Origin of the sequence: Streptomyces sp. sk2.1 (assembly GCF_008120935.1) — a bacterium.
Lineage (GTDB): Bacteria > Actinomycetota > Actinomycetes > Streptomycetales > Streptomycetaceae > Streptomyces.
Genome location: NZ_RDBO01000021.1, coordinates 54,857 through 74,944, shown reverse-complemented (window position 1 = coordinate 74,944; position 20,088 = coordinate 54,857). Strand labels below are relative to the sequence as shown.

Sequence of the window (20,088 nt, the reverse complement as noted above, 5' to 3'; positions counted from 1 at the left end):
TGGGGCCCGCGGTCCGGCACCCGCCTCTCCTCGCGGGGCCGGCCGTTTCCCCCGGGCCGGGGCGGATCCGGGTGCCTGCCTCGGTGACCTCGTGCTCCGGGGGCCGTCCGGCTCACCCGGCACGGTCCGCAGCGGCGGTGTCCCGCGCCCCGGACAGCCAGACGCGGTAGCGTCGCAGCGCCCGCCACTGCTGGAGCTGCTCGGCGATCAGGGCGCGCGCCGGGTGGATTCCGGGCGCGGGATCGCTTCCGCGGGCGATGCGGCGCATCTGGTGGCGGACCTGTGCCATCCCGGCGGCGGAGGCGAGGGTCTTGTCGGACCACTCGACGGGCCGCAGCTGCCGTTCGGCCTCGCGGCCCTCCCGCCAGCGGTCGGGCAGGTCGGGGGTGACGGCGAGGGCGGTGCCCATCCCGACGAGTGCCACGCCGTCGGCGAGGACCTTCTCCGCGGTCTCGCGTCGCGTGATGCCGCCGGTGAGCATCAACGGCAGCGGGCTGGTCCCGACAAGGTCCTTCGCCAGGTCCAGGAAGTAGGCCTCCCTGGACCTGGTGCGGGCGTCGGCGGAGCGGCCGGTCATCGCCGGGCTCTCGTAGCTGCCGCCGGACAGTTCCACCAGGTCGACACCGAGCGGTTCGAGCATCGCGATCACCTGCCGGGCGTCGTCCGCGTCGAATCCGCCGCGCTGGAAGTCGGCGGAGTTGATCTTCACCGCGACCGCGAAGGACGGCGAAACGGTGGCGCGGACGGCGCGGACCACGTCCAGCAGCATCCGGGCCCGGTTCTCCAGCGGTCCGCCCCACGCGTCGGTGCGCCGGTTGGACAGCGGGGAGAGGAACTGCGACAGGAGGTAGCCGTGCGCGGCGTGGATCTCGACGCCGTCGAACCCCGCCCGTTCGGCCCGCGCGGCCGTGAGCGCGAAGCGGGCCACGGTGGCCTCGATCTGTTCCGGGGTCATGGCGACGGGCCGGCCGAAGCGGCTGCTGTGCCGCCCCAGGTCGACGCCCACCGCGGAAGGGCCCCACACCACACCCGGCATGTTCGCCTGGATCTGGCGGCCGGGGTGGTTGATCTGCATCCACACGGCCCCGCCGCCGGACTTGGCGGCCGCGGCCCACTCGGTGAACGGCTCCAGCGGCGCGGCGTCGTCGAGCACGATGCCCGCGGGGCCGGTCAGCGCCTCGGCGTGGACCATGACGTTGCCGGTGATCAGCAGTCCGGTGCCGCCGCCGGCCCAGCGCCGGTACAGGCCCAGCAGCCGTCGGTCGGGCAGCTGCCCGTCGCCGGCCATGTTCTCCTCCAGGGCCGCCTTCGCGATCCGGTTGCCCAGCGTCGCCCCGGAGCGCAGGGGCAGTGGCGAGAACAGCTCGTCGGTCATCCGCGTTCCCTCTTCTTTCGTCTCGGCCGATCACAATGTATGCACCGCTCACATTAGGGAGCAATGTGAGCGGTGTAAACATGAGAGGGTGTGAACCATGTCGCAAGCAAGTGCGTACCACCACGGAGATCTGCGCGCCGCCTGCCTGCGCGCGGCGCGGGAACTCCTGGAGGAGGACGGCAGTGCCGGGCTGTCCCTGCGGGCGGTGGCACGGCGGGCCGGTGTGTCGGCGGCGGCCCCGTACCGTCACTACGCGGACCGCGAGGCGCTCGTCTCCGCGGTCGCGGCGGAGGGCTACCGCGAGCTCGCCGAATGCCTGGCCGCGGCCCACCCCTCCCCCGGGTCGGCCGACGATCTCGCGGCGGTCGCCGTCGCCTACGTCCGCTTCGCGCTCGACCACCCTGCGCTGTTCCGGGTGATGTTCGCGGAACCGTGCGATCCGGACGACGCGGAGCGGGCCGCCGCGACCGCCGCCATCTGGGAGTACGTCCACGGCATCACCCACGACACGTTCCCGGGCACCGACCCGGCCGCCCTGTCGACCACGGTGTGGGCCCTCGTCCACGGCCTGGCGTTCCTGCACCTCGACGGCAAACTCGACACCTCGACCCCGGAGGTGGTCGCCGGGCAGGTCCGCGGTGCCGTGCGGGCGCTGTTCGACGCCTCGTCGGCATGGCACGGGCGGCGGGCCACGGGGGCTCCCGCGCCTCCCGGCTGATCCCTCGCCCGTCGCGGGTGCGGGTGCGGAAGGGGACATCCCGGCCGCCGCGCCCGTACGCCGCGAAGGGCCCGGCCCGCTCCGGCGCCCGAATCCCGTTTCCCGACCCCCTGCCCCGCCCCCGAACCGACCTCGTTACCTGGAGACCGTATGAGCAGCGCCCTTCTCGTGATGGACGTCCAGCGCGCCGTCGTGGACATGGCCGACGACGGTTCCGGCTACCTGCCGCGCCTGCGCAGGGCGATCGACGGCGCCCGGGCGGCGGACATCCCTGTCGTCTACGTGGTCATCGCGCTGCGTCCGGGATTTCCCGAAGTCGGCCCGCGCAACAGGGCGCTCACCGCCGTGGCACGGGCCGGGCTCCATGTCGAGGGCGATCCCGGCACCGAGATCCACCCCGACATCGCGCCCCGGCCGGGTGAGGTGGTGGTCACCAAGAGGCGGGCGAGCGCGTTCTCGGGCAGCGACCTCGACGTGGTGCTCAGGGCGCGCGGCATCGACAGCCTCGTCCTCACCGGCATCGCCACCAGCGCCGTGGTGCTGCACACCCTGTGCCAGGCCAACGACCTCGACTTCGGCCTCACCGTCCTCGGCGACGCCTGCCTGGACCTCGACCCCGAGGTGCACCGGTTCCTCACCGAGAAGCTGTTCCCGCAGTGGGCGGACGTCGTCGCCGTCGACGACTGGCTCGACGCCATCGCACCCCGTTAGCCGGTGCACGGCCGGGCCTGGCCGGGCACCGGAGCCCGGAGGGCGGCGGGCCCGGTCAGGAGGTCAGGAGGTCAGGACAGGCTGCCGCGAAGGGTGTTGACGCGCCCGGCGGCCGCGTCGAAGGCGGCCCCGTCGAGGGTTCCGTCCGCCAGGGCCTCGCCCAGCGCGGTCACGGCCTCGTCCCCCTGGCCGACGTCGCGGGCCGAGCACAGGATCAGGTCCATGCCGGCCGCGGCGGCCAGTACGGCGCGCCGTGCCGCGCCGCCGTATGCCTGGAGGGCCCCGGCCTCCAGGGCGTCGGTGACCGTCACGCCCCGGAAGCCGAGCCGGTTCCGCAACTCGCCCACCACGGCCGGGGACAGACCGGCGGGCCGGTCGGCGTCCAGTGCCGGGTAGACGGCCCAGGAGAGCATGACCAGCTTCGCCCCGGCGGAGATCGCCGCCCGGTACGGCACCTCGTCGATGCCGCGCAGGGTGGCCGCGGACGTGGTGAGGGTGACGGGGCCCAGGTCGGTGTTCTGGTTCGCGGCGGCGGGGCCGAGGCCCGGGAAGTGCTTGGCGGTGGCCGCGACCCCGACGTTCTGCTGCGCGGTGATGAAGGCCGAGCCGCAGGCGCCGACCGCCTCCGGGCGCTTGCCGTACGACCGCTCGTACTGGTCGGTGAAGTCACCGGTCCTGCGGTACACGTCGAGCACCGGCGCCAGGTTGACGTTCATGCCGACGCCCGCGAGGTTCAGGCCCGCGCCGTTGCCGGTGTACTCCGCCCGCTCCTCCGGGTCCGCGGAGGCTCCGACGTCCTTCGCGGACAGCACGGGCTCGCCCGGCAGGCGGCGCACCATGCCGCCCTCCTGGTCGGTCATCAGGAGCAGCGGGGCCTTGACGGGGGCGGAGGCGTTCGCCTCGTTCATCTCCCGGATGACGCCTTCGATCCGGCTCGGGCTCCCGATGTTCTCCCCGAAGAAGATCACCCCGGCCGTACGGCCCTGGCCGATCGCGTCCATCAGCCGGGCCGGAGGGGTGAGTCCCGGGTAGGAGTGGATGACGCACTGCCCGGCACGTTGTGCCGGGGTCAGGGCGGGCAGCGGGGAACGCGCCCTGTCGGGGATCCGTACTTCCGCGTCCGTACGGCCCGCCGGCCCCAGCCCGGCGACCAGGGCGGCCGTTCCGGCGAGCAGGGCGCCGCGCCTGCTGAGGAACTCCGGTGTCGAACTCATGGATTTCTCCTTCGCGAACTGCTGTTGTGCCCGGCCCTGGGCGGACGGCCCGGGCCGGAACGGGGCCGTCCGACGGGACGAAGGGCGCACCTCCCCGCCCCGCCGGGCCGTCGGTCACGACCTCGGGGCGGAACGGGCCCGCCGACCCGTCCCGCCCCGAGGAGCCGGTCACACCGGGGTCACGGGTTCCCGGGGACGGTCACCGGGAACCCGGACCCGCGGTCACGGGGTGTTGTTGGCCAGGGCCAGCAGGCGGGAGCGGTCGCCGCTGAAGCGGTCGCGGTCGACGTTCCCGGAGATGCCGCTCACCGACCCGGTGGAGGTGTACTGCCAGACGGTCCAGAACGGGAAGCCCTTCGGGATGCTCGGGCTGCCCGCGGTGGTCCAGTGGGCCACCCACAGCGGGCTCCGGGCGGACATGCCGGTCCAGCCGCCGGTGCAGGAGTTCCACCAGCTCGCGCTGGTGTAGATCACCACGTCGCGGCCGGTGCGGGCCTTGTACCTGTTGTAGAAGTCGAGGATCCACGACTGCATCGCCGCGGGCGTCTTGCCGTAGCAGCTGCCCTCGATGTCCAGCACGCCCGGGAGCGTCAGGTTGTCGCGGGACCAGGCACCGCCGTTACTGGCGAAGAAGTCCGCCTGCGCCGCGCCGCCGGACACGTCGGGCCGCGCGAAGTGGTAAGCACCCCGGATCACGCGGGCGTTGTAGGCACCCAGGTAGTTGGCACTGAACCTGGGGTCCTTGTACGTGGTGCCCTCGGTCGCCTTCATCCAGGCGAACTCGATGCCCGCGGCGCGCACCGACGCCCAGTTGATGGCGCCCTGCCAGTTGGAGACGTCCACGCCCACGGGGTTCGCCAGGAGGTCCGCGCCCGGCACCTTCTTCCCGAGGTGCAGCTGCCGGGTGTCCGGCTTGAAGTCCTTGCCGTCCTGGACGTAGCCCACGCCCATGTAGCCCTTGCCCTGCGGCACGGCACTGTCGGACGGAAGCGGCGCCGAGGAGGCCGTGCCCGACATCAGGCCGAGGGTCAGTGCGACGCTCGCGCCGACGGCACCGGCCACAGTGAGTCTTCCCTGTGCGGACTTCGCGGAACGGATCCGGGAGAACAAGGTTTCCTCCTGCTTGGTCGAGGGATGGGATGCGGTGGTGCCGGTCGGTGCTCCGGTGCGGTGGATCCCGGCGCGCCCGGGGTGGCGTGGTGCGACGAACGGAGGGGCGGGCGCGCCGCGGGGCGGCCGCCGGAAGCGGACGGCCCTTGCCGCGCCGCGGGAACGCGTGCGTCGTGGCGCGGGCCCCGGTGGCGGTCGTCGTGCCCGGAGGGCACCGATCGCGCCCGGTCGAAAGGCTCGGCCGCGCGTTTCCCGCAGAGCGGTCTACGCGCGTCTACTTGATGCGGACACGTCATAGTGAGCCACAGGAACGCACGCGTGGTAAACGGTTTTCCGTTTCGTTAGTGGTCTGGACCAATCTGTGCCTCAGTGAGCTGCGGAAACACATCGATGCCGACAGAACTTTTACAAGTGGCGGGCCCGTGGAGACCGACGGACCGGCACGCGGGCGCACGGGACGGCGACGGGCACGGTGCGGTGGATACCGTCGCCGGGACGGGGCGGCCGGTGCCGTCCGCCCGGGGCACGCGGTGGGCGCTTCGGGGGCGCACCCCACGTAACCTCTATCCGTGCCAGCCTCCCGTCTTCACCGCGTCGCCGTCCTCGTGCTCGAAGGGGCGAAGCCGCTCGATGTCGGCATCCCCGCGCAGGTTTTCTCGACCCGCGCGAGCATGCCGTACGAGGTGCGGGTGTGCGGGGCGGCACCCGGTCTCGTGACCGGTGGCGACGGCCTGTCGTACGACGTCGCCCACGGCCTCGACGCACTCGCGTGGGCCGACATCGTCTTCGTCCCCGGCTACCGGTTTCCGGACCGCGACGATCCCCCGCGGGCCGTGCTCGACGCGCTAATCGCCGCCCATGCCCGGGGGGCGCGGCTCGCCGCCATCTCGACGGGCGCCTTCGCGCTCGCCGCCACGGGCCTGCTCGACGGCAAACGCGCCACGACGCACTGGCACTACACACGGGCGCTGGTGACACGGCATCCGCTCGTCCGGGTCGACGAGAACGTCCTGTTCGTCGACGAGGGCAGCGTGCTGACGTCGGCCGGCGCCGCCTCGGGCATCGACCTGTGCCTGCACATCCTGCGCGGCGACCTCGGGGTGGCCGCGTCGAACCACGCGGCCCGGCGCCTCGTCGCGGCCCCCTACCGCAGCGGCGGCCAGGCGCAGTACGTGCCGCGCAGCGTGCCCGAGCCGCTCGGCGAGCGGTTCGCGGCCACCCGCGAGTGGGCGCTCCACCGGCTCGGCGAGCCCCTCACCCTCGACGCGCTCGCCCGGCACGCGGCGGTGTCGCCGCGCACGTTCTCGCGCCGCTTCGTCGAGGACACGGGGTACACACCGATGCAGTGGATCATGCGTGCCCGCCTCGACCTGGCCCGCGAGCTGCTCGAACGGTCGGAACGGAGCGTCGAGCAGATCGCCATCGACGTCGGCCTCGGCACCGGGGCCAATCTGCGGCTGCACTTCCAGCGGATCCTCGGCACGACGCCCAGCGAGTACCGGCGCACCTTCACCCAGGGCGAGTAGCCCGCTGCCACCGCATGGCGAGATCCTTTTGAACCATGGCGATCATGCCGCTGTCGCGGGCGGGCGCGGCACGCGACATTGGTGGCGAACCGAAGGGACACCATTCATGACTCGCATCGCCATCAACGGATTCGGCCGCATCGGACGCAACGTGCTGCGCGCGCTGCTGGAGCGCGACAGCGACTTCGAGGTCGTCGCCGTCAACGACCTCACGGAGCCCACCGCGCTCGCCCGGCTGCTGGCCTACGACTCGACGTCCGGCCGCCTCGGCCGCCCGGTGAGCGTCGACGGGGACGTCCTCGTCGTGGACGGCCGCCGCATCAAGGTGCTGGCCGAGCGCGAGCCGGCGCAGCTTCCGTGGGCGGAGCTCGGCGTGGACATCGTCCTGGAGGCCACCGGCCGCTTCACCTCGGCCAAGGCCGCCCGCGGCCACCTCGACGCGGGTGCGAAGAAGGTCCTGGTCAGCGCCCCGTCGGACGGTGCGGACGTGACGCTCGCGTACGGCGTCAACACCGACGCGTACGACCCGGACGTGCACACCGTCGTCTCGAACGCCTCCTGCACCACCAACGCGCTCGCGCCGCTGGCCGCGGTGCTCGACGAGCTCGCCGGCATCGAGCACGGCTTCATGACGACGGTGCACGCCTACACGCAGGAGCAGAACCTGCAGGACGGCCCGCACCGCGACCCCCGCCGCGCCCGCGCCGCCGGGGTCAACATCGTGCCGACCACCACGGGCGCCGCCAAGGCGATCGGCCTCGTGCTGCCGAACCTCGACGGCAAGCTGTCGGGCGACTCGATCCGCGTCCCGGTCCCGGTGGGCTCGATCGTCGAACTCAACACGACCGTCGCCCGCGACGTGACGCGCGACGAGGTGCTGGCCGCGTACCGCGCCGCCGCCGAGGGTCCGCTCGCCGGTGTGCTCGAGTACTCGGAGGACCCGCTCGTGTCGTCCGACATCACCGGCAACCCGGCGTCGTCGATCTTCGACTCGGCCCTCACCCGCGTCGACGGACGCCACATCAAGGTGGTCGCCTGGTACGACAACGAGTGGGGTTTCTCGAACCGCGTGATCGACACGCTCGGTCTCCTCGCCGGCCACTGAGGCGACGCCCTCCTCCGACGGCCGCGTCCGAACGCTCCGGCCGGTCGGGCCGTGCGCGGGCCGCCCCCGGACGGCGGCTTGCCCACCCCGGCCGGGGCGCGCTGGGATGGTGCCGCCCCGCCGGACGTCCCGGCCGTGGCCGGTGCGGAGGAGGAAACGGTGCGCGGTTTCGGGACGGGCCGGACGGTCGTACGGCGCGATGTGCACCGCTCCGGCCGGGTGTGGAGCGAGCAGGCGATGTGGGTCGTCGACGACACCGACGAGGCGTTGGTGACCGCCTGCGCGCCCGGGGCGGAGGCCCGGTGGCCCGTCCTGTACGCGAAGGCCCGCGCGGATGCGGACCGTTCGCTGCGCACGGAGGCGTTCGACGCGATGGCGGCCGGCCGGTGGGAGCTGGGGGCCGCGACGTGGCAGGAGACCGACCTGCTGTTGTGGAAGCCCCCGGCGGCCTGGTTCAGCGTCAACGCCTTCTTCGTCCCCGACGGCGACGGACGCCGGTTGCGGAACTGGTACGTCAACTTCGAGCACCCCCTCCGCCGCACCGAGGACGGGTTCGACACCTTCGACCTCGCGGTGGACCTGCTCGTCGACCCCGACCTCGTCCACTGGAAGTGGAAGGACGAGGACGAGTACGCGCACCTGCGGCGGCTCGGCATCGTCTCCGACATCGAGCACCGGGCCGTCGACGACGCCCGTGCCCAGGTCCTCGCGATGCTCACCGAGCGCACCGGCTTCTTCGCGCACGCGCGGCAGTGGGCGGCCTGGAGGTGGGAGCCGACCTGGTCCACGCCGCGCCTGCCGCGGCCCGCTCCGACCACGGAGGGGGCCGGGCCCGCGAGCGGCTGAACCGCCCACCCGACAACTGCGCCCACCAGGGGCCGGAGGCACGGCCCGAGGCCGGGGATCGCCACCGCGCGTCGGCGAGAACCGGCCAAAATTGAACTCTCCCCCGTTTACTGGAGACTTGGTTCCCGCCATCGGCCCTCGGGAACCGGTGGACCGCCCCGACCTGCGGCTTCTTCTTCGAGTGATCTGCGTGGACCGTTCGCGGATCAGCGGAGGAATATCGTCTTGGCCGACGCCTGCCCATGGTCACGTCAAGGCTCGCGCCCGCCGCATACCGTCATCGGCAACGCAGACAGGGACCGCCCCCTGGCCGGGGCGGTCCCTGCGGTGTCCGCGTGCCCGAGACGAACCGCGAGCAAGGGACGAATCCATGCAACCACAGAAGTGGAAGACCATCGGCCTCCAGTACCGGCGCCCCGAATGGCAGGACGCCTTCAACACGGCCATCGCCGGCGCCGTGCTCCTCCTGCTCCCGCAGGCCCCGCCCGAGCTCATCGGCCTGGCCGCCGTTCCGCTGCTCAGGTGCGTCAGGATCCGCCGGGCTGTCCGAATCGGCGCCTGAGGGCCGTCCCGTGGACGAGAACCCCGGTCGCCCGGCGCGGCCGGGGTTCCCGTCGTGTCCGGCGAGGGCGGCGAACGTCTCGGGTTCGAGTCGATTCCGGCCTGCCGCCGGTGCGCCGGTGACGGACATGGGATCTTCGGAGCGGTCCCGCGCGGGTGGGACCGACGTGACGTGTACGGCGTGGCGGTCGTACGGACGGGGGTCGGGTGACGTTGAGGGTCCTGGGTGGCCGCTACGAGCTGGTCGCATTCGTCGGCCGGGGCGGCATGGGAGAGGTCTGGGAGGGCCACGACCGGGTGATCGAGCGGCGCGTCGCGGTCAAGCTGCTGCCGCACAACCGACGGGACACCTTCGGCGCGGAGCTGTTCTTCCGCGAGGCCCGGACGGCCGGCGGTCTGAGCCATCCGGGTGTGGTGACGGTCTTCGACCTGGGGCAGGACGACGACGGCACCCTCTATCTGGTGATGGAGTTCCTCACCGGGCGGGACCTGGACACCGTGCTGCGCGAGGACGGCGTACCGGACGTGCCCACCGCGGTGGGCTGGGTGGCGCAGACCGCCTCGGCGCTTCAGGCGGCCCATGCCGCCGGCGTGGTGCACCGGGACCTGAAACCGGCGAACCTCATGCTCACCCCGACCGGGCAGATCAAGGTCCTCGACTTCGGCATCGCCCGGTACATCGCCTCCACCCACAAGTCGAGCAAGGTCATCGGCACGCTCGCCTACATGCCTCCCGAGCGTTTCGCCGAGCGCCCCGCGGACACCCGCTCGGACCTGTACTCCCTGGGCTGCCTGTTCCACGAACTCCTCACCGGCAGCTCCCCCTTCAACGCCACCGACCCGGTCTCGCTGATGGCCGCGCACCTGAACACCGTCCCGGAGCCACCGGGCCGGACCCGGGCCGGCATCCCCGCCGCTCTGGACGATCTCGTCACGGCCCTGCTGGCCAAGGACCCCGACGACCGTCCCGCGACAGCGGTCGAGGTCCGACGACGCCTCGCCGAATGCCTCGCCCCGGATCCTGTCCCCGCCCCAGTTCCGGACCCGGCTCCGGATCCTGATCCGGTCCCGCAGGGCGTGACCGCGCCCGATCTCCCCGGCACGGGCTCGAAACCCACCGCCACGGCCCCGGTCACGGACACCGGCCCGTCGCGGGCGTCCGTGGTGGAACCGGCCGCGGACCCGCCGAAGTCCCCGCGGCCGACGAGGACGACGGGGGCGATCAGCCGTCGTACGGCACTGCGACTCGGGGTCGGGGCCGCCGTCGGCACCGCCGCCGGGATCACCGCCATCGCGCTGTTCGACGGCGAGCCCCCGGACGACACGCCCGACGACACGCCCGTGGGCACCTCCGCGCTCCGGTGGCGCCACCGCACCGGCGGCGCGGTCGCGTCGTCCCCGGCGGTGGTCGACGGGACCGTGTACGTGGGCAGCGACGACAAGAACGTGTACGCCCTGGACGCGGCCACCGGGAAGAGGAAATGGGCCTGTGCCACCGGCCGCAGGGTCGAGGCGGCACCGACGGTGGCCGGCGGGGTCGTGTACGCGGGCAGCCTCGACAACAAGGTGTACGCCCTGGACGCGGCCACGGGCAGGAAGAAGTGGGTCCATGACACCGGGCACCCGGTCCGCTCGGCACCCGCAGTGGCCCGCGGGGTCGTGTACGTCGGTGGCGACAACGGTGTGTACGCCCTGAACTCGGCCACCGGGGAACGGAAATGGGACTTCGACACCATCGGCGGCGGCGCCTTCTCGTCGCCCGCGGTGGTCGGCAAAGTCGTGTACACCGGAAGCATCCATGCCGTGTACGCCCTGGACACCACGACCGGGGAACGGAAATGGATCTCCGGCACCGGGACCGCGGGAGCCTTCTCCTCGCCGACGGTGGTCGGCGGGGTCGTGTACATCAGCAGCGTCCACACCGTGCACGCCCTGGACACCACGACCGGGAAGGAGAAGTGGGCCCACGCCATCGAATCCAACCTCTACGGCGGTTGCTCGACGCCGACGGTCGTGGACGGGGTCGTGTACGTCGGAAGCTACGAGGGCATGGGCGACGACTGGGAAGGCAGGGTACTGGCCCTGGACTCGGCCACCGGCGGGAAGAAGTGGGAGTTCGGTGTCGGCGCGCCGGTCGACTCGGCGCCGACGGTGGCCGACGGGATCGTGTACGTGGGGAGCGGCGACAGGAGCGTCTACGCCCTGGACGCGGCCACCGGGAAGAAGAAGTGGTCCTACGCCACCGGTGGTGTGGTCACCTCGTCCCCCGCCGTGGTCGGCCGGCTCGTGTACGTGGGCAGCGACGACAAGAGCGTCTACGCCTTGAACGGCTCCGTCGTCGAGGCCGCTGCCCGGGCGTAGGCCCGGTCGTCCGCGCCCGGCGGGGCCGGGCCTCCCGTGGACGGCCGGCGCGCGTGGTACCCCGTTGGTGGTGTCCCGGCCCCGGGAGGCAACCCGGTCCACCGCATCACCGTCCTCAACGGCGGGTCGTCCCAAGGAGGTCATTCGGTGGTCAGGCACGCCGACGTCGTCAAGCCGCTTCCGGAACTGCTCGGGCGGCACGCCCGGCGGCTCGGGGACAAGGTCTGTTTCGAGGACCGGCTCCGCCGTGTGTCCTACCGGGAGCTGGAACGGAGGACCGCGTGGCTGGCCGGGCATCTGGTCGGGCTCGGTCTGGCGCGCGGTGACCGGGTGGCCGTGCTGCTCGGCAACCGCGTCGAGGCGGTCGAGAGCCTGCTCGCCGTCACCCGGGCGAGCGGCGTGGGCGTGCCCCTGGATCCGGGCAGCCCGGAGGAGGAGTTGACCCGTCTGCTGGACGACAGCGGCGCGCGGGTGCTCATCACCGATGCCGCCTGCCCGGTGCGGCGGCGCACGCTGGTGTCGCGCCCCGGACTGACCGTGGTGGTGGCCGAGGGCGGCGCCGGGGACCGGCCCGCCGGGTTCGCGGACGGCGTCACGGGCGGGGGCGCGAACAGCGTCCTGCGGTTCGAGGAGTTGGCGGGTACGGAGCCGGGGACACCGGCCCGGGACGATCTCGCACTGGACGAAGTGGCCTGGCTGCTCTACACCTCGGGCTCCTCCGGTGTGCCCAAGGGAGTCCTGTCCACCCAGCGCAACCGGCTCTCGCCGGTCGCGGCGGGCCTGGTCGGGGTGCTGGGCCTGTCCGAACGCGACCGTGTGCTGTGGCCGTTGCCGCTCCATCACGCGATGAGCCAGATCGTGGGTTTCCTCGGGGTGGTCGCGGTGGGGGCGGGCGCGGTGCTGCTGCCCCGGTTCTCGGTGGCGGGGGTGCTCGGCGAACTGCGGCGCGAAGACGCCTCGTTCACCCTGCTCGGCGGGGTTCCGACCACGTACTCGGCGCTGCTCGACGCGGTCCGGGGCGAGGAACGCGAGAGGGGCGGCGCGGACGGCGGCGGTCTCGGCGCCCCCGCGCTGCGGGGCTGCGTCAGCGGCGGCGCCGCGGCGGGCCCCGGGTTCCACGAATCCTTCGAGGCGGTCTGCGGGGTGCCCTATCTGGAGCACTACGGCAGCACGGAGGCGGGCCCGGTCACCATGTCGGCACCGGGCGGGACGGCGGGGTCCGGTGCGTGCGGCCGGGTGCTGCCCGGTACCCGGGTCCGGGTCGGCGGGGGCCCCGACGGCCGGGAGACGGGCGAGGGCGAGTTGTGGGTCAGCGGGCCCGGTGTGATGGCCGGTTACCACGGCGGGCCGGGGGCCACCGCGGAGGTGCTGCGCGACGGCTGGTTCCGCACCGGCGACCTGGCCCGGGTCGATGCCTCCGGCGGGCTGACGATCACCGGCCGGGCGAGCGACCTGATCGTCCGGGGCGGGGTGAACGTGCATCCCACGGAGGTGGAGGCGGTGCTGCGGCGGCTGCCGGGGGTGGCGGACGCGGCCGTGGCCGGACGCCCGCACCCCGTCTTCGGCGAGGTGCCGGTCGGCTACCTGGTCGCCGGGCCCGGTGGCGACGTGCCGGACAGGGGGCGTGTCCTCGCCGCCTGCCGTGCGGAGCTGTCCGGTTCCAAGGTGCCCGTCGAGCTGTTCGAAGTGGCGGGCATTCCCCGGACCGTCTCCGGGAAGATCCTGCGGCGGGACCTGGCCGGCCTGCCGGCGCGGGCGTTGGGCGCGGAGGGCGCCGGGGGACCGTCGCAGGACCTGCTGGCCCTGGTGCGGGGCGAGGCGGCGGCCGTGCTCGGCTGTACGGTCGAGGCGGTGGAGCCGAACACGGCGCTGCGGGACCTGGGCATGGACTCCCTGACGGCGACGGTGCTGCGGGAGCGGCTGTCGGCGGCGACCGGTCTGCCGCTCTCCGAGGCCGTCGCCTTCGACTTCCCGACGGCCGCCGCGCTCGCCGCCCACCTCGGGGAACGGGACGCCGCCGGGCCGTCCGGGGCCGGGCCCGCGGACCGGGGCACGGCACGGCCGGACGACGACCCCGTGGTGATCGTGGGCATGGCGTGCCGCTACCCCGGTGACGTGACCTCTCCCGAGGAGCTGTGGCGGCTGGTGGCCGACGGGCGGGACGCCATCGGCCCCTTCCCCGCCGACCGGGGCTGGGACGTCGACGCGCTGTACGACCCGGACCCCGGACGGCCCGGGCGGACGTATGTGCGCCAGGGCGGTTTCCTCTCCGGTGCGGACCGCTTCGACCCCGGCTTCTTCGGCATCTCGCCCCGCGAGGCACTGGCCATGGACCCGCAGCACCGGCTGCTGCTCGAAGTGGCGTGGGAGTCCTTCGAGCACGCCGGTCTCGTCCCCGACACCCTGCGCGGCTCGGCGACCGGGGTGTACGTCGGGCTGATGTACAGCGACTACGCGCGCGGCCTGACCAGGACGCCCGAACAGGTCGAGGGGTACCTCGGTCTCGGCAACGCGGGAAGCGTCGCCTCGGGCCGCATCGCGTACGCCTTCGGTCTCGAAGGTCCGGCCCTCACCGTGGACACGGCGTGTTCCTCGTCCCTGGTGGCCCTGCACCTGGCGGCCCGGGCACTGCGCCGGGGCGAGTGCGCCTTCGCGCTGGCCGGCGGCGCCACGGTGATGTCGGGGCCCTCGTCGTTCGTGGAGTTCAGCCGTCAGCGGGCGCTGTCCCCGGACGGCCGCTGCAAGGCGTTCGGCGCGTCCGCCGACGGCACGGGGTGGGCCGAGGGCGCCGGGATGCTGCTGTTGAGCCGGTTGTCCGAGGCGCGCCGCGCCGGACTTCCGGTACTGGCCGTGGTGCGCGGCTCGGCGGTGAACCAGGACGGGGCGAGCAACGGGCTGACCGCACCGCACGGTCCGGCGCAGCAGCGGGTGATCCGGCAGGCGCTCGCGGACGCGGGGCTGGGGACCGGGGACATCGACGCGGTGGAGGCCCACGGCACCGGCACCCGGCTGGGCGACGTCATCGAGGCGGAGGCGTTCTTCGCGACGTACGGGCGCCACGCGCGGCAGCGTCCCCTCCGGTTGGGCTCGGTGAAGTCGAACATCGGCCATGCCCAGGCCGCCGCCGGAGTGGCCGGTGTGATCAAGATGGTGCAGGCGATGCGGCACGGTGTGCTGCCGCGCACGCTGCACGCCGACGAGCCGACGCCCCGGGTCGACTGGTCGTCGGGGCGGATCGCGCTGCTGACCCGGGCGTCGGAGTGGCCCGCGACGGACCGTCCGCGCCGGGCGGGGGTGTCGTCGTTCGGGATCAGCGGCACCAACGCCCACGTGATCCTTGAAGAGGCCCCGGAAAACGGGGCGGACTCGGCACCCGACGCCACGCGCGGGGCGGTGCCGGGGCGTTCGGCGTCTCCCGGGCGGGCCGCGGTCGCCCTTCCGGTGTCGGCGAGGAGTGCGGCGGGGCTGCGGGCCCAGGCGCGGCGGCTGCACGACCACGTGGCCGCCGCCGACGACGTGTCCCCGGTGGACCTCGGGCACTCGCTCGCCACCACACGTGCGGCCCTGGAGCACCGGGCCGTGGTGGTGGCCCGGGACCGTGCCGGGCTGCTCGACTCCCTGCGGGCCGTGGCGGAGGGCGACGACCGGGCCGGGGTGCACACGGGGGTGTCCCGCCGGCACGCCTCACCGGCCTTTCTGTTCACCGGTCAGGGCAGTCAACGTCTCGGCATGGGACGTGAGTTGTACGAGTCGCGGGATCTGCATCCGGTCTTCGCCGACGCGTTGGACGAATGCTGCGCCCTGTTCGACCCGCTGCTGCCGGTGCCGCTGCTGGACGTCATGTTCGCCGGGCCGGATACCGATACGGGGACGGGGACGGGTGCGTTGCTGGACACGACCCGGTTCGCGCAACCGGCGCTCTTCGCCCTGGGGACGGCGCTGTTCCGGCAGTTCGAGGCGTGGGGGGTGCGTCCCGGCCAGGTGGCCGGGCACTCGGTGGGCGAGGTGACGGCGGCACATGCGGCCGGAGTGCTGTCCCTCGCGGACGCGTGCGCGTTGGTGGCGGCCCGGGGCCGGCTGATGGACGCGCTGCCGCCGGGCGGCGCGATGGCGGCGGTGGCCGCCGGTGCGGAGGAGGTGGCCGCCCATCTCGCCGGGACGGGGGGCGCGGTGGAGATCGCCGCGGTCAACGGGCCCGCGTCGGTGGTCGTCTCGGGCGACGGGCCGGCGGTGCGGGAGGTGGCCGCGCACTTCCGGGCGCGGGGCCGTTCGGTGACACCGCTGCGGGTCGGTCACGCCTTCCATTCCGCCCGGATGGAGCCCGTGCTGGCCGAATTCGCCGACGTGGTAAGGCAGTTGTCCTTCGCCGCGCCGCGGCTGCCCCTGGTCACCGCCGTGGCGGGCCGGGCGGCCACCGCCGATGAGGTGTGCGCGCCGGAGTTCTGGGTGGACCACGTCCGCCGTCCGGTCCGCTTCGCCGATTCGGTGGCGCACCTGGGTGAGCGGGGCGCGGCGCACTACGTCGAGCTGGGGCCGGACGGGGTGCTCACCGGTCTGGTACGGGACTGCCTCGCCCCGTCCGGTCCGGACACGGGCACGGGCACGGGCGCGGGGACTGCGAGCGGCGGGCGGGGCCCGGCGCCGCTGGTCCTGCCGACGCTGCGCGGGAAGCGACCGGAGGCGGACGCCCTGCTCGACACGCTGGCCGCGCTGCACTCCCGCGGTGTGCCCGTCGACTGGCCGGCCGTCTTCGCCGGGCGCGGTGGGCGGCGCGTCGCGCTGCCCACGTACGCCTTCCAGCGCCGCCGGTACTGGCTGGAGGCCGTCCCGGAGCATCCGCCCGTGTCCCCGGTCGTCGGGCCCGCCCATCCGTTCCTGCGGTCGGGCACCCGCACCGCGGACGACGACGGGGTGCTGCTGGACGGGGTGCTGTCGGCGCGCGACCAGCCATGGCTCGCCGACCACGTGGTGGCCGGGCAAATCCTGCTGCCGGCGACCGCCTTCGTCGACATGGCCCTCCACGCGGGCGGGGCGGTGGGCGCGTCCGTCCTGGACGAACTCGTTCTGACCGCGCCGCTGGTGCTGCCCCCGGACGGTGCCGTCGCCCTGCAGGTGAGGGTGGCGGGAGCGGACGACGCCGGGCGGCGGGCGGTGCTGTTCCATTCCCGGCCGCACACCCCGGCGGGTGACGGGCCCTGGCTCCGCAACGCCGTCGGCACCCTTTCCCCGTCGTTCCCGCCCACGGACGGGAGCGACGGTGCGGCGGCGCCGGACGCGCCCTGGCCGCCGAAGGGCGCCCGGCCCCTGCACCTCGACGATCCGGGTGCCGGACCGTACGAGCGGCTGGCCGCCTGCGGGCTGCGTTACGGCCCCGCCTTCCGGGGCATGCGCGCCGCCTGGCGGCACGGGGAGGAGCTGTACGCGGACGTCGTGCTGCCCGAAGCGGTCCGGACGCCGCGTCCGGGGGCGGGCGGTGCGGGGTTCGTCCTGCATCCCGCGCTGCTCGACGCGGCGCTGCACGCCCTGGCCCTGGACGGTCTCGTCGCGGACGGTTCCGGGGCGGCCGGTCCGGCGGCCGGCGGGGTGTCCCTGCCGTTCTCCTTCAGCGGGGTGCGGGTGCGGGCCGCCGGTGTGCGGCGCTTGCGGGTACGGGTGGCTCCCGGGCCCGACGGGCGGGTCGGGGTGGAGCTGGCCGACGGGACGGGCACGCCGGTGGCGACGGTCCGTTCGCTGGCACTGCGGCCCCTTCCGCGTACCGGACCGGCTGTGGCGGACGCGGGCTCCGGAACGGTCGGCGAAGCAGCCGCCGGGGCTCTTCACCGGACGGACTGGGCGCCGTCGGCCGGGTCGCCCGCACCCGGGGCGGTGCCCCGCTGGGGGGTTCTGGGCACGGCGGGCGCACGGCTGGTGGCGGCGCTCGCACCGCCGGGTTCCGGTGTCCCGGTGTACCCCGGTCCGGCGGCGTGCGACGCGTCGTCGGCCGTCGTCGTGGCCCCGTGCCCGCTGCCGGTGGCGACCGGCGGCGGGCATGACGCGGCGGCCGATCTGCTGCGGGCGGCGGACTGGGCGCTGGGGCTCGTACGGGAGTGGCTCGCCGAGCCGCGGCTGTCCGGCTCCCGTCTCGTCCTCGTGACGTCCGGTGCCGTCGCCCTGCCCGACGATCCCCTCCCCGCGGCCGAGGCCGGTCCCGGGGCGGCCTCCGTGCCGTCGCACGCCCCGGTGTGGGGACTGGTCCGCTCGGCCCTGCGGGAGAACCCGGGCCGCTTCGCCCTGGTCGACGTGGACGAGCACCCCGACTCCTGGCGTGCGCTGCCCGCCCTGCCGGCCGCCGGGGTGCCGGAGGCGGCCGTGCGCCGAGGGACGGTGTACGTACCGAGGCTGGTGCCCCTGGCCGCGGCGGCGCCGAAGCCCCGGAAGGGGCGGGCGCTCGGCCCGGAGGGCACCGTCCTGGTCACCGGCGGCACCGGTTCCCTGGGCGCGCTGGTGGCGCGGCATCTGGTCGCCGCGCACGGCGTCCGGCATCTGCTGCTGGCCGGCCGGCGCGGGCCGGACGCCCCGGGGGCGCGGGAACTGGTCGCGGAGCTGCGCGGGGCGGGTGCCCGGGTGGGCGTTCACGCCTGTGACGTCGCGGACCGGACCGCGCTCGCCGCCCTGCTCGACACGGTGCCGGCGAACCATCCGCTGACCGGTGTCGTGCACACCGCGGGGGTGCTGGACGACGGTGTCGTCGCGGCGCTCACCACCGACCGCCTGAGGCGGGTGATGCGTCCCAAGGCGGACGCCGCCCTCGCCCTGCACGAGCTGACCCGGGGGCACGATCTGGCCGTGTTCGCGCTGTTCTCCTCGGTGGCGGGGGTCTTCGGCTCCGCGGGCCAGGCCAACTACGCCGCGGCCAACTGCGTGCTGGACGCCCTGGCGCGGCACCGCGGGCGGCTCGGGCTGCCCGGTACGTCGATCGTCTGGGGCCCCTGGCGGCAGGACGACGGCATGATGGCGCACCTCGGCGACGCGGATCTGCGGCGGATGGCCCGTTCCGGATTCGGCCCGCTCGGGCCGGACGAGGGCCTGGCGCTCTTCGACGCCGCCGTGGCCGGTGACGAACCCGTGGTGGTGGCGGCCCGCCTCGCCCCGGCCGCGCTCGGCGGCGGGGGCGAGGCGGCGAACCGGCCGCGGCCCCCCGCCGTCGGCGCGGGCCACGGGGACCGGCCCGGCCGGGGGCCGGCGGCCGCTTCCCCCGACGAGATGGGCCGGGTGCTGCTCGCCGGGGTCCGGACCATGGCGGCCCGCGTCCTGGGCCACCGGGAGGAGGCCGCCGAGATCGACGAGGACGCCCTGCTGGCGGACCTGGGGCTGGACTCCCTGGCCGCGGTCGAGCTGCGCAACGAGCTCGCGACGTGGACGGGGCTGGCGCTGCCGTCCACGCTGCTGTTCGACTTCCCGACGCCGCGTGCGCTCGCCGTCGAGCTGACGCGGCGGCATGTCGCCGAAACCCCTTCCGCGGACTTCGCGAGCCGACGGGCGGACGGCGGTGCGGGAGACGGTCGGGCCGGCGGCGACGCGGAAGGCGGCCCGGACCACGACGGCACGAACCACGGCGACGCGGGAGACGATCCGGGGGCGGGTGCCGCGCCGGATGCCCCGGTTCCGGGGCGGATCTCCGGGGCGCCGGAGGCCGGGGAGTCCTCGGACTCCCTGGGCACCCTCTTCCGCACCGCGTGCGCCGGGGGGCGGAGTTGGGACGGCATGGCACTCCTCACCATGGCCGCGCGCCTGCGCCCGGTCTTCGACAGCGACCGGGCTCCGGACGCGGCGCACGTCCCCGCCGTGCTCGCGGCGCGCGGCACGGGGCCCCGGCTGGTCTGCTTCCCCGCGCTCAGCGCGCTGTCCGGGCCCCAGGAGTACGCGCGCCTCGCCGCCGGGCTGCGAGGTCTGCGGCCGGTTTCCGCGGTGCGGCACCCGGGGTTCGAGCCCCGGGAGGCGCTGCCCGCCGCGCTGGACGCCCTGGTCACCGCCCAGGCCGCCGCCGTCCGCGCGGTCGCGGCCGAAGAAGGCCCCCCGGTGCTGCTGGGGCGGTCGGCCGGTGGCTGGGTGGCCCACGCCGTGGCCGAGCGGCTGGAGTCCGAGGGCGCCGCCCCGGCGGCCGTCGTGCTGGTGGACACCTATCCCTCCGTGCACGGCGACCAGGATCGGGGGCTCACCACGATGACGTCGGACATGCTGCGCCGGGCGGCGGAGTTCGCCTCCACCAGTCCCGATCGGCTCACCGCCATGGCCGGGTACTTCGAGCTCTTCCGCGACTGGGAACCCGCGCCGCTCGCCTGCCCCACCCTGTACGTACGCGCCCGGGACCAACTGCCCGGCACCGGCCCCGCCCCGGGCTGGAGCCTGCCGCACACCGAAGTCACCGTTCCCGGGGACCACTTCACCGTGCTGGAGGAACATGCCCGTACGACCGCGCTCGCCGTCCACCGGTGGCTCGGCGAACGGGGCTGAGGACGTCCCGGGCGGGACGCGGTGCTCAACCGCCCGGCGCGGCCGGGATGATACGAGGCCCGGGAGCA

The 20,088-nt window shown here is 74.5% G+C and carries 11 protein-coding genes; 8 read left to right on the top strand and 3 right to left on the bottom strand.

Annotated features, from left to right (window positions below; all coding sequences use genetic code 11):
• Nucleotides 1–112: 112 nt before the first annotated feature.
• Complete coding sequence (locus EAO76_RS10990; protein ID WP_148835739.1) at nt 113–1,375, bottom strand: NADH:flavin oxidoreductase/NADH oxidase family protein; 1,263 nt, start codon at nt 1,373–1,375, stop codon at nt 113–115.
• Nucleotides 1,376–1,472: 97 nt separating this feature from the next.
• On the opposite strand from EAO76_RS10990, the gene EAO76_RS10985 reads away from it, so the two are divergent.
• Both EAO76_RS10985 and EAO76_RS10980 read left to right on the top strand, forming a co-directional pair.
• Nucleotides 1,473–2,093 carry a TetR/AcrR family transcriptional regulator gene (locus tag EAO76_RS10985; protein ID WP_148835738.1) on the top strand — a complete coding sequence of 207 codons (621 nt, stop codon included), beginning with the start codon at nt 1,473–1,475 and terminating at the stop codon, nt 2,091–2,093.
• 150 nt (nt 2,094–2,243) lie between these two features.
• Entirely contained in the window at nt 2,244–2,804 is a 561-nt protein-coding gene (locus EAO76_RS10980) for a cysteine hydrolase family protein (RefSeq protein WP_148835737.1), read from the top strand.
• A 71-nt stretch (nt 2,805–2,875) separates the two neighbouring features.
• On the opposite strand, the gene EAO76_RS10975 is transcribed toward EAO76_RS10980, so the two are convergent.
• Together EAO76_RS10975 and EAO76_RS10970 are read right to left on the bottom strand one after the other, a co-directional pair.
• Nucleotides 2,876–4,018 (bottom strand): glycoside hydrolase family 3 N-terminal domain-containing protein, encoded by a 1,143-nt coding sequence (locus tag EAO76_RS10975; protein ID WP_148835736.1) that lies wholly within the window; start codon nt 4,016–4,018, stop codon nt 2,876–2,878.
• Between the two features lie 222 nt (nt 4,019–4,240).
• Nucleotides 4,241–5,035 (bottom strand): GH25 family lysozyme, encoded by a 795-nt coding sequence (locus tag EAO76_RS10970; RefSeq protein ID WP_187438560.1) that lies wholly within the window; start codon nt 5,033–5,035, stop codon nt 4,241–4,243.
• A 662-nt stretch (nt 5,036–5,697) separates the two neighbouring features.
• On the opposite strand from EAO76_RS10970, the gene EAO76_RS10965 reads away from it, so the two are divergent.
• From EAO76_RS10965 to EAO76_RS10940, 6 genes are all read left to right on the top strand, one after another.
• Nucleotides 5,698–6,654, top strand: coding sequence for a GlxA family transcriptional regulator (locus tag EAO76_RS10965; protein WP_148835735.1), 957 nt, complete (start codon nt 5,698–5,700; stop codon nt 6,652–6,654).
• Between the two features lie 106 nt (nt 6,655–6,760).
• Nucleotides 6,761–7,759 carry a type I glyceraldehyde-3-phosphate dehydrogenase gene (gene gap, locus EAO76_RS10960; RefSeq protein ID WP_148835734.1) on the top strand — a complete coding sequence of 333 codons (999 nt, stop codon included), beginning with the start codon at nt 6,761–6,763 and terminating at the stop codon, nt 7,757–7,759.
• Between the two features lie 78 nt (nt 7,760–7,837).
• Nucleotides 7,838–8,605, top strand: a complete 768-nt coding sequence (locus tag EAO76_RS10955) for a DUF402 domain-containing protein (protein ID WP_316248328.1) — start codon at nt 7,838–7,840, stop codon at nt 8,603–8,605.
• A 370-nt stretch (nt 8,606–8,975) separates the two neighbouring features.
• Nucleotides 8,976–9,167 (top strand): hypothetical protein, encoded by a 192-nt coding sequence (locus EAO76_RS10950; RefSeq protein ID WP_148835733.1) that lies wholly within the window; start codon nt 8,976–8,978, stop codon nt 9,165–9,167.
• Nucleotides 9,168–9,373: 206 nt separating this feature from the next.
• Nucleotides 9,374–11,527 (top strand): serine/threonine-protein kinase, encoded by a 2,154-nt coding sequence (locus EAO76_RS10945; RefSeq protein WP_148835732.1) that lies wholly within the window; start codon nt 9,374–9,376, stop codon nt 11,525–11,527.
• Between the two features lie 147 nt (nt 11,528–11,674).
• Nucleotides 11,675–20,020 carry a type I polyketide synthase gene (locus EAO76_RS10940; protein WP_148835731.1) on the top strand — a complete coding sequence of 2,782 codons (8,346 nt, stop codon included), beginning with the start codon at nt 11,675–11,677 and terminating at the stop codon, nt 20,018–20,020.
• Nucleotides 20,021–20,088: the final 68 nt, after the last annotated feature.

Excerpts from the sequence above, each read along its gene's own strand:
- EAO76_RS10990 (WP_148835739.1), bottom strand. The coding sequence starts at position 1,375 with ATGACCGACGAGCTGTTCTCGCCACTGCCCCTGCGCTCCGGGGCGACG.
- EAO76_RS10970 (WP_187438560.1), bottom strand. The coding sequence starts at position 5,035 with ATGTCGGGCACGGCCTCCTCGGCGCCGCTTCCGTCCGACAGTGCCGTG.
- EAO76_RS10980 (WP_148835737.1), top strand. The coding sequence starts at position 2,244 with ATGAGCAGCGCCCTTCTCGTGATGGACGTCCAGCGCGCCGTCGTGGAC.
- gap (WP_148835734.1), top strand. The coding sequence starts at position 6,761 with ATGACTCGCATCGCCATCAACGGATTCGGCCGCATCGGACGCAACGTG.
- EAO76_RS10975 (WP_148835736.1), bottom strand. The coding sequence starts at position 4,018 with ATGAGTTCGACACCGGAGTTCCTCAGCAGGCGCGGCGCCCTGCTCGCC.
- EAO76_RS10950 (WP_148835733.1), top strand. The coding sequence starts at position 8,976 with ATGCAACCACAGAAGTGGAAGACCATCGGCCTCCAGTACCGGCGCCCC.
- EAO76_RS10985 (WP_148835738.1), top strand. The coding sequence starts at position 1,473 with ATGTCGCAAGCAAGTGCGTACCACCACGGAGATCTGCGCGCCGCCTGC.